Below are 14,829 nucleotides of genomic sequence, written 5' to 3'. Positions count from 1 at the left end.
GGCGGCGATCAATGGAACCCGCAAATTCCGCGCCGGGATCCGAGGGGACGAGTGAACTAGACATGCAGCCGGCATCCGCCCCAACCGAACAAGGCACCGACATCGTATCCGCCGTTGTCGCCACGATGCGTCAGCTCGGCGTGCTCGGCCTGCCGCGCAATTACGAGATCTTCTACGAGGCCCTGAGCGGCACCAATCGCGAGCTTAGCCTTGCCGTGCTCTCGCTGAGCAACCGGCCGACACAGGACGAGTTGGACAAGATAGGCCGTTCTTTCTTTGCCCATAACCATGGCCCAGACATTGTCGAGCATGCGCGGGACGTCATCGCCAGGGAGCTCGAGGAAGTCGCATCGCTGTTGCGAAGCGAGCGCGGCCACATCGAAAAATACGGCAGGATTCTCGATGAGACATCGAGCGGCCTGAGTAACCGAAGCCTGCTTTCGCAGGATCTCCTGCACAAGATCGCCAACGCCATGTCGGTCGCCACCAACTCGACCATTGATCATGGCCGGCAGGTCGCCTCGACGCTCAACGACAAGACGACCGAACTCGAGAGCGTCAAGTCGAAGCTCGAAGAGTACAAGCGGCTCGCCGACACCGATCCGTTGACCCATATCTGGAACCGGCGGGCCTTCGACAAGGAAATCACCCGGATCTACAACAGCAACAAGGGCATCCTGTTCAATGCCCTGATCCTTGCCGACATCGATCGGTTCAAGGATATCAATGATCGCTACGGTCACCCGGTCGGCGACAAGATCATCCAGATCATCGCCGACATTTTCCAGACCAGCATCCGCGGCGACATGTTCGTTGCCCGCACCGGTGGCGAGGAGTTCGCGCTGATCATCGAGGGCGCCAGCGAAGACGCCACCTACGAGATCGCCGAGCGCATTCGCGCCCTGATCGAACAGACGCCGTTCACCAGCAGCCAGACCGGTATGAATTACGGCACCGTGACGGTGTCGATGGGCATCTGCATGGCGTCGGAGGCCGAAGGCCCCGAGGACCTCTACACGAAAGCCGACCGTGCGCTCTACCGCTCGAAGGTCAGCGGCCGCAATCGCGTCACCAAGCATTCCACCATGGCCGGTCGCGCCGGCAAGAGCTGGCTGCTCTACAAGAAAGACTGATGTCTTTTGCAGATCGCGCCGGCTTGGGCGGGAGCGCAAACGATGAGCTGAAAAAGGAAAGGCGCCGGGTTTCCCAGGCGCCTTTTTCTTTACCGGTCAATTGGTTGGGATCAGCCGTTGGCGACCTGCTTGTGCTGCACCGGATGGCTTTTCTTCAGGAGGTCCGAGACCAGGAAGGCCAGTTCGATCGCCTGGTCGGCATTGAGGCGCGGATCGCAATGGGTGTGGTAGCGGTCCTGCAATTCCTCGGCCGTGATGGCGCGCGCGCCGCCCGTGCATTCGGTCACGTTCTTGCCTGTCATTTCGACATGGATTCCGCCCGGATGCGTGCCTTCCGCGCGGTGCACCTCGAAGAAGGTCTGCACCTCCTTCAGGATGCGGTCGAACGGCCGCGTCTTGTAGCCGGCTGCCTCGATGGTGTTGCCGTGCATCGGGTCAGACGACCAGACCACGCTGCGGCCTTCCTTCTGCACCGCGCGCACCAGCTTCGGCAGATGATCAGCGACCTTGTCCGAACCAAAGCGCGCGATCAGCGTCAACCGGCCGGGCTCGTTCTCGGGGTTGAGCAGGTCGATCAGTTCAAGCAAGCCGTCAGCGCTCAGCGACGGGCCGCATTTCAGGCCGAGCGGGTTCTTGATGCCACGGCAATATTCGACATGGGCATGGTCGGGCTGGCGCGTGCGGTCGCCAATCCAGATCATATGGCCTGACGTGGCGTACCAGTCACCGGAGGTCGAGTCGACGCGGGTCAGCGCCTCTTCATAGCCGAGCAGCAGCGCCTCGTGGCTGGTGTAGAAATCCGTCTCGCGCAGCGCGTAGTTGGTCTCCGAGGTGATGCCGACGGCCTTCATGAAGTCCATCGTCTCGGTGATGCGGTTGGCCAACGACTCGTATTTTTCGCCCTGCGGGCTGTCCGACACGAAGCCGAGCATCCAGCGGTGCACGTTCTCCAGGCTGGCATAGCCGCCCTGCGCGAAAGCGCGCAGAAGGTTGAGCGTCGCCGCCGACTGGCGGTAGGCCATTTCCTGGCGGGCTGGGTCGGGAATACGCGATTTGGCATCGAATTCGATACCGTTGATGATGTCGCCGCGGTAGCTCGGCAGCGTCACCCCGCCCTTGGTCTCGTTGTCGGACGAGCGCGGCTTGGCGAACTGGCCGGCAACGCGGCCGACCTTCACCACAGGCTGTGCGCCGGCAAAAGTCAGCACGACCGACATCTGCAGGAAGACGCGGAAGAAGTCGCGGATGTTGTCCGCGCCATGTTCGGCAAAGCTCTCGGCGCAATCGCCACCCTGGAGCAGAAAGGCTTCGCCAGCGGCAACAGCCGCCAGCTGCTTCTTCAGCTTGCGTGCCTCACCGGCAAAAACCAGCGGCGGAAAGGTGGCGAGCTGGGCTTCCGTGTTTTTCAGCGCGGCAAGATCCGGATAGGCAGGAACCTGCTTGATCGGCTTTGCTCTCCACGAATTCGGCGACCATTTCGTCATCGCTGCACCCAACGCTCTTTCCGGCGAACACCCTCGCCCGCATTTCCACCCCTATATGGGTTGGCCGGCTCCATACACGAAGCCGATTTCCTATTCTAGACCGGAATCTCAGCGCTGGCGAATGGGCAGGCTGGGCTATGCCGCCTTCTCGACCAGCCTTGCCAGTTGCGTCATGACCACCGCCGAGCCCGCCAGACGCTTTTCGGCCGTTGGCCAGTCGCGGGTGAAGACGACGCTGTGGTCCGGCCGGATCTTGGCCAGCGAGCCCTGCTCGCTGATAAACTTGACCAGCCCGACCGGGTTGGAGAATTCGCGCTTGCGGAAATGGATGACGACGCCCTTCGGCCCGGCATCGAGCTTCTCGACATTGGCCTTGCGGCAAAGCGCCTTGATGAAGACGATCTTCAGGAGATGCTTCACCTCGTCCGGCAGCGGGCCGAACCGGTCGATGAGCTCGGCGCCAAAGGCGTCGATCTCCTCGGTGTTTTCGAGATCGCCAAGACGGCGGTAGAGCGCCAGCCTGAGCTGCAGGTCCGGCACATAGCTTTCCGGGATCATCACCGCCGTGCCGACGGCGATCTGCGGCGACCAGCCGCCATCCTGGACCTCGCCGGAATCCTTCACCTCGGCGACGGCCTCCTCCAGCATCTGCTGGTAGAGTTCGAAGCCGACCTCCTTGATGTGGCCGGACTGTTCTTCACCCAGAAGATTGCCGGCGCCCCTGATATCGAGATCGTGGCTGGCGAGCTGGAAGCCGGCGCCGAGCGTGTCGAGCGACTGCAGCACCTTCAGACGGCGCTCGGCGGTGTCGGTCAGCTTGCGGTTGGCGGGCAGTGTGAACAGCGCATAGGCGCGCACCTTGGAACGGCCGACGCGGCCGCGCAACTGGTAGAGCTGCGACAGGCCGAACATGTCGGCGCGATGGATGATCAGCGTGTTGGCGGTCGGTATGTCGAGACCGGACTCGACGATGGTGGTCGACAGAAGCACATCATATTGCCCGTCGTAGAAGGCGTTCATGATATCGTCGAGTTCGCCCGGCGGCATCTGGCCATGAGCCACCGCCACCTTCAATTCGGGAACAGATTCCTTCAGGAAATCATGGATTTCCGCGAGATCGCTGATGCGCGGAACGACATAGAAGGAATGCCCGCCGCGATAACGCTCGCGCAGCAGCGTCTCGCGAATGACCAGCGGATCGAAGGGTGAGATGAAGGTGCGCACCGCCATGCGGTCGACCGGCGGGGTGGCGATCAGCGACAGTTCGCGTACGCCCGTCAGCGCCAGTTGCAGCGTACGCGGGATCGGCGTCGCCGACAGCGTCAGCACATGGACATCGGTCTTCAGGTCCTTCAGCCGCTCCTTGTGCTTGACGCCGAAGTGCTGCTCCTCATCGATGATCAGCAGGCCGAGATTCTTGAACGAGATCGAGGATCCGAGCAGCGCATGGGTGCCGACAACGATGTCCACCTGCCCCTCGGCCAGCGCCTTCTTCGTTTCGGCCAGCTCCTTGGCGCCGACCAGCCGCGAGGCCTGGGCGACCCGGATGGGAAGGCCGGAGAAACGCTGCGAAAACGTCTTGAAATGCTGGCGCGACAACAGCGTCGTCGGCACCACCACCGCAACCTGGAACCCTTCCATGGCGGCGATAAAGGCGGCGCGCAGCGCCACTTCGGTCTTGCCGAAGCCGACATCGCCGCAGATCAGCCGGTCCATCGGCTTGCCGGCGCCAAGATCGTCGCGCACCGAATCGATCGCGCTCTGCTGGTCGTCGGTTTCCTCATAGGGGAAACGGGCTGAGAATTCGTCATAGAGGCCTTCGGCCGGCACCAACGCCGGGGCGGCGCGCATCTGCCGCTCGGCGGCGATGCGGATCAGCTGCCCGGCCATGTCGAGCAGGCGCCGCTTCAGCTTTGCCTTGCGCGACTGCCAGGCACCGCCGCCAAGCTTGTCCAGCGTCGCCTCGGCTGTATCAGAGCCATAGCGCGACAGAAGCTCGATGTTCTCCACCGGCAGGAACAGCCGGTCGTCGCCGGCATAGTGGATTTCGAGGCAATCATGCGGCGCACCGACCGCTTCGATGGTGCGCAAGCCGATAAAGCGGCCAATGCCGTGGTCGGCGTGGACGACGATATCGCCGGCAGACAAGGCCGAGGCCTCGGCAATGAAGTCGGACGCGCGCTTCTTGCGCTTCGAACGCCGGATCAGCCGGTCGCCCAGAATATCCTGTTCGGCGACGACGACCAGTTTCTCGGTCTCGAAGCCGGATTCGAGCGGCAGTACGGCAAGAGCAGCCTGCCCCGGCTCGAGCTGTTCGGCTTCCGCCAGCGTCTCGACTTGCTTGAGATTGCCGAGATGATGCTCGGCCAGGATCTGGCCAAGCCGGTCGAGCGAGCCTTCGGTCCAGCCGGCGATGACGACACGGCGGCGCGCGGCGCGTTCGTCGGCGATGTGTCTGACGACCACATCGAACACGTTGACGTTCGGATCGGCGCGCTCCTCGACGAAGCTACGGCCATGGCGCGAGCCGGCGTGATACACCTTTTTCGCACCGGCATCCGGAGCATCAAAGGGCGTGAAGTCGATCGCTTCGCGCGGTCCGAGCGAGGCGATCAGGTTTTCCGGCGACAGGTAGAGCAGATCGGGCGCCACTGGCTTGTAGGGCACCGCATCTTTCAGCGCAGCGTCGGCCTGCTTCTTACGCGCCTCATAGTGGTCGAGGATCAGCGTGTGGCGTTCGGCCAACGCCTCATGCGCCAGATGGTCGAAGACAACCGGCGTGTCCGGCAGATAGTCGAATACAGTCTCCAACCGTTCATAGAAGAACGGCAGCCAGTGCTCCATGCCGGCGAAGCGCCTGCCCTCGCTGACCGCCGCGTAAAGCCCGTCGTCGCGCTGCGGCGCGCCAAAGGCCTCGATGTAGGAGCGGCGGAAGCGGCTGATGGTTTCGGGCGTCAATGCCACTTCGCTCATCGCCTGCAATGCCATCGACTTGCGCTGGCCGGTGGTGCGCTGCGTGGCGGCGTCGAAGACGCGGATCGATTCCAGCGTATCGCCGAAGAAATCCAATCTGAGCGCCTCGCTCCAGCCCGGAGCGAACAGGTCGAGAATGCCGCCGCGCACCGCGAATTCGCCGATGCCGCGCACCGTTGGCACGCGCTCGAAGCCTGACGTTTCCAGCCGTGATACCAGTGCGTTCATGTCGATCTGGTTGCCGGGCCTGGCGTGAAAGGTCTGTGCCTCGACAAGGTCGGCCGGCGGAACGCGCTGCAGCAACGCATTGGCGGTGGTGAGGATGACGGCGCGGTGTGGCTTCTTGGCCAGCGCGATCATCGCGGTCAGCGCATCGAGGCGCTTGGCGGCGGCATCCGAACCTGGCGAGACGCGATCGTAGGGCAGGCAATCCCAGGCCGGCAGTTCCAGCACCGGCAGGCCGGGTGCCGCGAAGGCCAACGCCTCGATGATCGCCGGCAGGCGCTGGCCGTCGCGCGCCACGAACAGCACCGGCTTGTCGGGCGCGATTTCCAGGGCCGTCTGCACCAGCGCGAAGGCTTCATAGCCATCGGCGACGCCGTCGACGATGAACTGGCCGGCACGGCCTTTCGGCAGACCAATGGTGGGAATGAGGCTCATCAAATCACGGTCTTGTTTGTCGCAATTCCCGTGGGAAAACCGCTTCGCATTTTCCTGGAATTGCTTTTGTTCAGAATGTCATGGTCCGGCGGGACGCCAGAATCTTTTGCAGGACGGCGCAATCGATATCCGCCGGGATCGGCCGTTCACCGGTGATCAACGGCAGGAATTCGGTGTCGGGAATGTCGAGGAGCCTCTCATATTGGTCGATTTCCTCGTCGGTCAAGGCACTGATCTCGGCGTCGGCGAACGTGCCGAGGATCAGATCCATCTCGCGCATGCCGCGATGCCAGGAACGGAACAAGAGCTTGCGGCGGTGGGTGTCCAGCCCCTCGCTTGATCGTTTCGTTCCGGTCATTGTGCCGCATCCTCGCTTGCTGCGGCGCATATAGCGTGGATAGAAGGTGCTGTCAGCCTTGCGCTGACACCGTCGCAACATAAGCTGACATTATGCGTCCTTCCATCCTCGATCCGCTGTTCGTCCCGATCACTTCGCTTGCCGGCGTCGGGCCGAAGGTTGGCGCGCTGATCGAGAAGGTCGTCGCCGCTGATCTTGGCGATCGCGCGGCCCGCGCTGGCGACCTTCTGTTCGTGCTGCCGCATACCGTCATCGACCGCCGCAGCCGGCCGGGGATCGCAGGGTCCGCGGAAGGCCAGATCGTCACGCTCGACGTGCGCATCGACCGCCACCAGCCGCCGCCGCGCGGCAACAGGTCGGTGCCCTACAGGGTCTACGCCCATGACGATACCGGCGAAATCGGCCTGACCTTTTTCCATGCGCACGCCGCCTACCTCGAAAAGGCGATGCCTGTCGGCGAGCTTGTCGTGGTCTCGGGCCGCATGGAATGGTTCAATGGCCGCCCGACCATGGTCCACCCCGACCATATCGCGCTGGCCAGCGAGGCGGAAAACCTGCCGCTGGTCGAACCGGTCTATCCGCTGACCGCGGGGCTTTCGGGCAAGGTGCTGCGCCGGGCGATCGGCCAGGCGCTGGCGCGCTTGCCCGAATTACCGGAATGGCAGGACGGCGCCTTCATGCGCCGGCACACCTTTCCCACCTTTGCCGATGCGCTCATCCGTATCCACAATCCAGCAGACCCGATCGACGTTTCCATCGACGGCGCTGCCTGGCGGCGTCTTGCCTATGACGAGTTGCTGGCGGGCCAGGTCTCGCTGGCGCTGGTGCGGGCAAAGATCCGCCGTCTGTCTGGGCGCCCCCTGGTCGGCGACGGCCGCATCGTCGAGAAATTGCGTGCGGCCCTTCCCTATTCATTGACCACAAGCCAGGAATTCGCGCTCGGCGAAATCAATGCAGACCTTGCCGACCCCGAGCGCATGCTGCGGCTTCTGCAGGGCGATGTCGGTTCGGGCAAGACGGTGGTCGCTCTGCTTGCCATGGCGCGCGCCGTCGAGGCGGGCGGCCAGGCGGCACTGATGGCGCCGACCGAAATCCTGGCGCGCCAGCATCTGGCGACGATCGCGCCACTTGCCGCCAAGGTCGGGCTGCGCATCGCCATCCTCACCGGCCGCGAGAAGGGCCGCGAACGCACCGAAACGCTGGCTGGTCTGGCGAGCGGCGAGATCGATATCGTCGTCGGCACCCATGCGCTGTTCCAGGAGACGGTCACCTTCCACGACCTGGTCCTTGCCGTGATCGACGAACAGCATCGCTTTGGCGTTCACCAACGGCTCGCCATCACCGCCAAGGGCGATGCGCCCGACATGCTGGTGATGACCGCGACGCCTATCCCGCGCACGCTGGTGCTGACCGCCTTCGGCGACATGGATGTCTCGAAGCTGACGGAAAAACCGGCCGGCCGCCAGCCGATCCGCACAGTCACGCTGCCGCTTGAGCGTCTCGACGAACTGGTCGGGCGCATGGAGGACGCGGTCGCCGGTGGCCAGAAGATCTACTGGATCTGCCCGTTGGTGGAAGAATCGGAAGAGATCAAGCTGATGTCGGCCGAGGATCGCTTCGCTTCGCTGAAGCCGCTGTTCGGCGACCGCATCGGCCTCGTCCATGGCCGCATGAAGGGCGCCGAGAAGGATGAGGCCATGCGTGCCTTCAAGGAGGGCGAGACCCGCATCCTGATCGCCACCACGGTCATCGAGGTCGGTGTCGACGTGCCGGACGCCACCGTCATGGTGATCGAGCATGCAGAACGCTTTGGCCTTGCGCAGTTGCACCAGTTGCGCGGCCGCGTCGGGCGCGGCGACAAGCCCTCCTCCTGCGTGCTGCTCTACAAGGATCCGCTCGGCGAGACCGCAAAACGCCGGCTGTCGGTGATGCGCGAGACCGAGGACGGCTTTTTGATCGCCGAGGAAGATCTGAAATTGCGCGGCGAAGGCGAGCTTTTGGGGACCCGCCAGTCCGGCACGCCGGGGTTCCAGGTGGCGCGGATAGAGGCGCATGCCGATCTGCTGGAAGCCGCCCGCGATGATGCGAGGCTGATCCTGTCGCGCGATCCGGAGCTGCAATCCGACCGCGGTGAGGCGTTGCGCCTGCTGCTCTACTTGTTCGGCCGCGACGAGGCGGTGCGGCTCTTGCGCGCCGGATGAGGCCCTAGCGGCGGATTGGCGACCGTTCCATTGATCGGCTCGCCGTTGAGCGTCACCAATTTCGTCTTCACCTCGGGCGCCACCAGCCCGGCGGAGACGATCAGCTTGGCGCCGTCCTCGATCGTCATGTCGAGCAGCACGATGTCCGACTTCGGCACGTACATCAGGAATCCGGTTGTCGGATTCGGCGTGCAAGGCATGAACACGGCGATCAGCGGATCGCCTTCCTGGTCGAGCTTCTCATTGATCTCGGTTTCTTTTTCGCTGGCGACAAAGACCAGCGACCACACGCCCTTGCGGGGATATTCGACCAGTCCGACCTGACGGAACATGTCGCCCTTGTTCGACAGCACGGTCTCGAAGATCTGCTTCAGCGAGCCATAGATACCGCGTACCAGCGGCATGCGGCCAAGCAGGCGCTCGCCGAAACCGACAATGGCGCGGCCGACAATGTTGGCGGCGAGGAAACCGATCAGCGTGATCAGGATCAGCGCGACGATCAGCCCGAATCCCGGAACAGGAAACGGCAAATAGGTGTCGGGGCTATAACGCGCCGGAATATAAGGCTTTACCCAGGAATCGACCCAGCCGATGAACGACCAGGCGATATAGGCGGTGATCGCCAGGGGTGCGCAGACGATGAAGCCTGTGAGGAAATAGTTCCTCAGCCGGGTCATGCCGGAGGTCTTCGGAGCATCGGACATGGTTCACCGGGGCGCGGGTTGCAGCGCAACATTAGTGAACCGGACGGCCGTTTGGAACTGCGAAGTTTTTAAAGAGCGCCTGTTGAGGCCCCTACTCCACCGTGACCGATTTCGCCAGGTTGCGGGGCTGGTCGACGTCGGTGCCCATGAAGACGGCGGTGAAATAGGCCAGCATCTGGATCGGCAGCGCATAGATGATCGGCGAGATGATTTCGGGCACGTCCGGCAGGATGATCGTCTCCATCGTCTTCACGCTCGCCTGTGCCGCCCCCTTGCTGTCGGTGATCAGGATGATCTTGCCGCCGCGCGCCGCCACTTCCTGCATGTTGGACACGGTCTTCTCGAAGATGCGGTCATGCGGCGCGATCACGATGACCGGCATGTTCTCGTCGATCAGCGCGATCGGCCCGTGCTTCAGCTCGCCCGCCGCATAGCCTTCGGCGTGGATGTAGGAGATTTCCTTGAGCTTCAGCGCGCCTTCCATGGCCAGCGGGAAATTGGTGTCGCGGCCGAGATAGAGCACATCGGAATAGCGTGACAGGTCCCGCGCGATGCGCTCGATCTGCTCCTCGAGCTTGAGCACCTGGTTGGCATAGCGCGGCGCTTCCGAGAGCGCCCGCACCAGGGTTTTCTCCTCATCCTTCGAGATCGTGCCGCGTGCCACGCCGGCCCGCACCGCAAGCGACGCCAGCACCGAGAGCTGGCAGGTGAAGGCCTTGGTCGAGGCGACGCCGATCTCCGGTCCGGCCAGTGTCGGCAGCACGACATCGGATTCGCGCGCCATGGTCGATTCCCGAACATTGACGACGGCGCCGATCTTCATGCCGGCCTTGCGGCAGTAGCGCAGCGAGGCCAGCGTGTCGGCGGTCTCGCCCGACTGCGAGATGAAGAAGGCGGCATCGTTGGCCGACAGCGGCATCTCGCGGTAGCGGAACTCCGAGGCGACATCGATGTCGACCGGCAGCCGCGCATAGCGCTCGAACCAGTATTTGCCGATCAGGCCGGCGAGATAGGCGGTGCCGCAGGCCGAGATCGCCAGCCGGCCGATCTTGGCGAAGTCGAACGGCAGGTCGAGCGGTTTGGAGACGCCGGAGACGAAATCGACATAATGCGCCAGCGTGTGCGAGATCACCTCGGGCTGCTCATGGATCTCCTTCTCCATGAAATGGCGCCGGTTGCCCTTGTCGACCATGAAGGAGGTCGACAGCGACTGCTGGCGCTTGCGCTCGACTTGTCTGCCGTCAATGTCGAAGATGGCGACGCTGTCGCGGCGCACCACCGCCCAGTCGCCGTCCTCGAGATAGGTGATGGAATTGGTGAAGGGCGCGAGCGCAATGGCGTCGGAGCCCAGGAACATCTCGCCGTCGCCATGGCCGACGGCGAGTGGCGGGCCGTTGCGGGCGCCGACGATCAGGTCTTCGTCGCCCTTGAACATGATGGCCAGCGCAAAGGCGCCTTCGAGCCGCTTCAGCGCCTGGTGCGCCGCCTCGACCGGCTTGCGCCCCCTGGCCAGTTCGCGCGCCACCAGATGCGCGACGACCTCGGTGTCGGTCTGCGAGGAGAAGGAATAGCCGTCGCGGATCAACTCATCGCGCAGCTCGGCGAAATTCTCGATGATGCCGTTGTGGACGATGGCGACACCGTCGGAAAAATGCGGATGCGCATTGGTCTCGTTGGGCACGCCATGCGTCGCCCAGCGCGTGTGGCCGATGCCGATCGTGCCCTCGAGCGGGTCGTCCTTGAGCCGGCGTTCAAGGTTGATCAGCTTGCCCTCGGCGCGCCGGCGGCCAAGTTCACCCTTCTCGATGGTGGCCACGCCGGCCGAGTCATAACCGCGATATTCGAGCCGCTTCAGCGCGTCGACGATGAGCGGCGCAACCTGCGAGTGGCCGACGATTCCAACGATACCGCACATGCAGACAGTCCCCGATTCCCCATGCAAAACCAGCGCTTATTTAGGGATGGCTGGCCCGCCGCGAAAGTCACATTGCATTTCGCCCACTGTAACGGACGCTTGCGCACGCATGCACCATGCCAGACCGCTCTTGCAATCCGGTTACTGCAATTGATCGGATTTCAATTGCTTCAGGAAGAAACAAAGCCCGCCGACTGACCGCTAATGATCGGCGCCAGCGGCCTTCTTCTTCGCCGCCGCGGCCGAGGCAAATCGCTCGCGCAATTCCTTGCCCTTGCCGGGAATGGTCTTCTGGCGGGCGCGGCCGAAGGCCAGCGCGTCGTCGGGCACGCTTTCAGTGATGACGCTGCCCGACGCAATGTAGCCGCCCTTGCCGATCGATACCGGCGCCACCAGCGAGGAGTTCGAGCCGACGAAGGCGCCCTCGCCGATGTCGGTGAAGAATTTCGAATAGCCGTCATAGTTGCAGGTGATGGTGCCGGCACCGATATTGGCGCCCGCGCCGACACGGGCATCGCCGATATAGGTCAAATGGTTGACCTTGGCGCCCTCCTCGACAACAGCCTGCTTGACCTCGCAGAAATTGCCGACCTTGGCCTTCTGCCTGAGATCGGCGCCTGGCCGCAGCCGAGCGAATGGCCCGACATCGCAATTGGCCGCGATGGTGGCGCCTTCGATATGGCTGAAGGCATGGATCCTGGCGCCGCCGGCGATCTTCACGCCTGGGCCGAACCAGACGTTGGGTTCGACCAGCGTGTCGGCGCCGATCTCGGTGTCGTGCGAGAAATAGACCGTTTCCGGCGCGATCAGCGTCACGCCCGACAGCATCGCCTCCTGGCGTCGACGCTGTTGCCAGATGCCCTCGGCCTGCGCCAGTTCGGCGCGGTTGTTGATGCCGAGCGCGTTCTCGAAACTGGCTTCGGTGGCCACGACATCGAGACCTTGCGCGCCCGCGATCTCGACAATGTCGGTCAGATAATACTCGCCCTTGGCATTCTTGTTGCCGACCGCGTCGAGCAGCCCCAGCGCATGGGCGCCGGCGACCGCCATCATGCCGGCATTGCAGAAGCTGATCTTCTTCTCCGCTTCGGAACAGTCGTTCTCTTCGCGGATGGCGATCAGCTTGCCGCCTTTTTCGACCAGCCTGCCATAGCCGTTTGGATTGGGCGTTCGGAAGCCGATCACCGCGACGGCCGCGCCTTCGGCGAGCTTCATCCGCGCCAGGATCAAAGCCTCCGCATCGATCAGCGGCGTGTCGCCGAACATCACCAGGATGTCGTCATAACCCCTTGATATCGCTTCACGGGCGGCAAGAACGGCGTGCGCCGTACCCAAGCGTTTGTCCTGCACGAAGGTCTCGGCCTTGGGTGAGAACTTCGCCACCGCCTTGCGCATCTCTTCCGCGCCATGGCCGATGACGATCGCATCGCTGCTGGCACCAGCGGCGTCGGCCGCCTTCACCACATGGGCGACCATCGGCAGGCCGGCGATCGGATGCAGCACCTTCGGCAACGCGCTCTTCATGCGCGTGCCTTCGCCAGCGGCGAGGATGACAGACAGGCAGGATCTCTGGCTCATGGGCGGACAACCATAGGAAAAGGGTTGGGAATCAAGACAGGATAGCAGTGGCGCCATGCTGCACCAATGCGGTTAAATTCCGGTGAGATGGTCGAGCAAGTGACTTTTAATCAGTCGGTCCACTGTCCGATATTTTATGGCAAATGCCGCAGTTGCGGCCTTACCCCAGCCGCCCCAGCACCGGAAAATTCTCCAGCAGCCAATACGACACCGTCTGCACGCCGCCGGTGAGGAAAAACACGCCGGCGACCACCAGCAGCGCGCCGATCGCTTTTTCGACCCGGCCGAGATGGACGCGGAATTTGCCGAGGAAGCGCATGAAGGCGCCGGAAAACAGCGCCGCGATCAGAAAGGGTATGCCAAGCCCAAGCGAATAGGCGGCGAGCAGCAGAGCGCCCTCGCCCACCGTTTCGCGCCCGCCGGCCAGCGTCAGGATCGGCCCCAGCACCGGGCCGATGCAGGGCGTCCAGCCAAAGGCGAAGGCCAGCCCCATGACATAGGCGGCGACGGCACTGGCCGGCTTGCCTTGCGACTGGAAGCGCGCCTCGCGCGACAGCAGCGGAATGCGCAATATGCCGAGGAAATTCAGGCCCATCAGGATAATCAGCACGCCGGCGGCCATCGCCAGCGGCTCCTGCCAGACGCGCAGCAGCCGGCCGATGGTCGAGGCGCCGGCGCCGAGCGCCACGAACACGGTCGAGAAGCCGAGCACGAAGGCGATCGAGGAATAAAGCAGCGCGCCACGCGTGCCTTCCCTGGCCGTCACGCCCGCATTGCCGCGAAAATCGTCGACCGACACGCCGGCCATGTAGCAGAGATACGGCGGCACCAGCGGCAGCACGCATGGCGACAGGAACGAGATAGCCCCCGCCCCGACCGCGCTGACATAGCCGATGTCCAATGCCATTCCCTGAGCTCCGACTGTTTGGCGACGATATAGCGACGCCCTGACCTGTGCGCCAATCACCAATGTGTGGCAACCGGTCGCTGTTCGGGCAATCGCAATGGCCCCGAATTCAGTAGCGCCACCCATCTAGTACGACCGAACCGAGGGAATTGTTACTGGCAACTGCGGCCGCCAGCTGCCGATGTCCCACAAGCCTCTCGGGAAGATACCGCGATCGAAAGGCGTTGACGCTGTGAGGCCGCGATTTCCCGCGTGTCTCCAGATATCAGGGAGATTTCCATGAAAACCATAACCGTAGGGCTGGCAGCACTTTTGCTCAGCACCGCCGCATCCTTCGCCGCTGACGCGTGGAAGGAAGCAGAGGTCAATGGCACCAAGATCTACACAGACGCCATGGGCATGACGCTTTACACCTATGACAAGGACGAGAAGGGCAAGTCGAACTGCTACGACAAATGCGCCACCAACTGGCCGCCGCTGAAGGCCGAAGCCGGCGCCAAGGCCGACGACGAATGGAGCGTTGTCGACCGCACCGACGGCACCAAGATGTGGGCCTATGATGGCAAGCCCGTCTACACCTTCATCAAAGACAAGAAGGCCGGCGACGTGAATGGCGACGGCGTCGGCGAAGTCTGGCACATCGTCAAGGCCAACTGAGTCTTCGCACCCATTCCCGCTTGTTGGCGGGACAAGAACTGGCTGCCGTGTATCCTTCCAAAGCAAGTCCGGCGGCCAGCACCTATCTGCCTATCACGGCATAGCCTGCGCACGCCATCGTGCCGGCTGTTCGCGACTCGGCCGAAAAACCAAAACAGGTCGTTTCGGCCGACTCCGCACCATCATCACCTCAAGCTGAAATTCTGTGATTTTCTCCATACACTCTTAGAGTGTATTGCTGCCGGCGACCTCGCAATTT

At 63.2% G+C, this 14,829-nt stretch carries 10 protein-coding genes; 3 read left to right on the top strand and 7 right to left on the bottom strand.

Features of this window, described 5'->3' with window-relative positions; translation table 11 throughout:
- Positions 1-62 precede the first annotated feature (62 nt).
- Positions 63-1,133: a diguanylate cyclase domain-containing protein gene (locus EB231_RS19695; RefSeq protein WP_172350331.1), complete on the top strand. Its 1,071-nt coding sequence runs from the start codon at positions 63-65 to the stop codon at positions 1,131-1,133.
- 110 nt (positions 1,134-1,243) lie between these two features.
- Here the strand turns inward: EB231_RS19695 and EB231_RS19690 are convergent, their stop codons facing one another.
- The 3 genes from EB231_RS19690 to EB231_RS19680 all read right to left on the bottom strand — a co-directional run bounded on the left by EB231_RS19690 (position 1,244) and on the right by EB231_RS19680 (position 6,608).
- On the bottom strand, positions 1,244-2,617 hold the full coding sequence (locus tag EB231_RS19690; protein ID WP_172350330.1) for a class II 3-deoxy-7-phosphoheptulonate synthase: 1,374 nt from the start codon (positions 2,615-2,617) through the stop codon (positions 1,244-1,246).
- A 135-nt stretch (positions 2,618-2,752) separates the two neighbouring features.
- Positions 2,753-6,250, bottom strand: a complete 3,498-nt coding sequence (gene mfd, locus EB231_RS19685; protein ID WP_172350329.1) for a transcription-repair coupling factor — start codon at positions 6,248-6,250, stop codon at positions 2,753-2,755.
- 70 nt (positions 6,251-6,320) lie between these two features.
- A complete protein-coding gene (locus EB231_RS19680; protein ID WP_172350328.1) occupies positions 6,321-6,608 on the bottom strand; it encodes a succinate dehydrogenase assembly factor 2 in 288 nt (95 codons plus the stop codon).
- A 92-nt stretch (positions 6,609-6,700) separates the two neighbouring features.
- Between EB231_RS19680 and recG the strand changes: the two genes are divergently transcribed.
- A complete protein-coding gene (recG, locus tag EB231_RS19675; RefSeq protein ID WP_172350327.1) occupies positions 6,701-8,809 on the top strand; it encodes an ATP-dependent DNA helicase RecG in 2,109 nt (702 codons plus the stop codon).
- On the opposite strand, the gene EB231_RS19670 is transcribed toward recG, so the two are convergent.
- The 4 genes from EB231_RS19670 to EB231_RS19655 all read right to left on the bottom strand — a co-directional run bounded on the left by EB231_RS19670 (position 8,761) and on the right by EB231_RS19655 (position 13,913).
- Positions 8,761-9,513 (bottom strand): DUF502 domain-containing protein, encoded by a 753-nt coding sequence (locus tag EB231_RS19670; RefSeq protein WP_056576606.1) that lies wholly within the window; start codon positions 9,511-9,513, stop codon positions 8,761-8,763. The genes recG and EB231_RS19670 overlap by 49 nt on opposite strands.
- 91 nt (positions 9,514-9,604) lie before the next feature.
- Complete coding sequence (gene glmS / locus EB231_RS19665; protein WP_172350326.1) at positions 9,605-11,428, bottom strand: glutamine--fructose-6-phosphate transaminase (isomerizing); 1,824 nt, start codon at positions 11,426-11,428, stop codon at positions 9,605-9,607.
- Positions 11,429-11,629: 201 nt separating this feature from the next.
- Positions 11,630-13,006: a bifunctional UDP-N-acetylglucosamine diphosphorylase/glucosamine-1-phosphate N-acetyltransferase GlmU gene (gene glmU / locus EB231_RS19660; RefSeq protein WP_172350325.1), complete on the bottom strand. Its 1,377-nt coding sequence runs from the start codon at positions 13,004-13,006 to the stop codon at positions 11,630-11,632.
- A 160-nt stretch (positions 13,007-13,166) separates the two neighbouring features.
- Complete coding sequence (locus tag EB231_RS19655) at positions 13,167-13,913, bottom strand: cytochrome c biogenesis CcdA family protein (protein ID WP_172350324.1); 747 nt, start codon at positions 13,911-13,913, stop codon at positions 13,167-13,169.
- A 279-nt stretch (positions 13,914-14,192) separates the two neighbouring features.
- Here EB231_RS19655 and EB231_RS19650 point away from each other — a divergent pair, with 279 nt between their 5' ends.
- Positions 14,193-14,570: a COG4315 family predicted lipoprotein gene (locus EB231_RS19650; RefSeq protein ID WP_172350323.1), complete on the top strand. Its 378-nt coding sequence runs from the start codon at positions 14,193-14,195 to the stop codon at positions 14,568-14,570.
- Positions 14,571-14,829 lie beyond the last annotated feature (259 nt).

The sequence above is a fragment of the Mesorhizobium sp. NZP2298 genome, assembly GCF_013170825.1.
Lineage (GTDB): Bacteria > Pseudomonadota > Alphaproteobacteria > Rhizobiales > Rhizobiaceae > Mesorhizobium.
The sequence above is the reverse complement of the archived record's forward strand: the minus strand, read 5'-3'. Positions and strand labels throughout refer to the sequence as shown.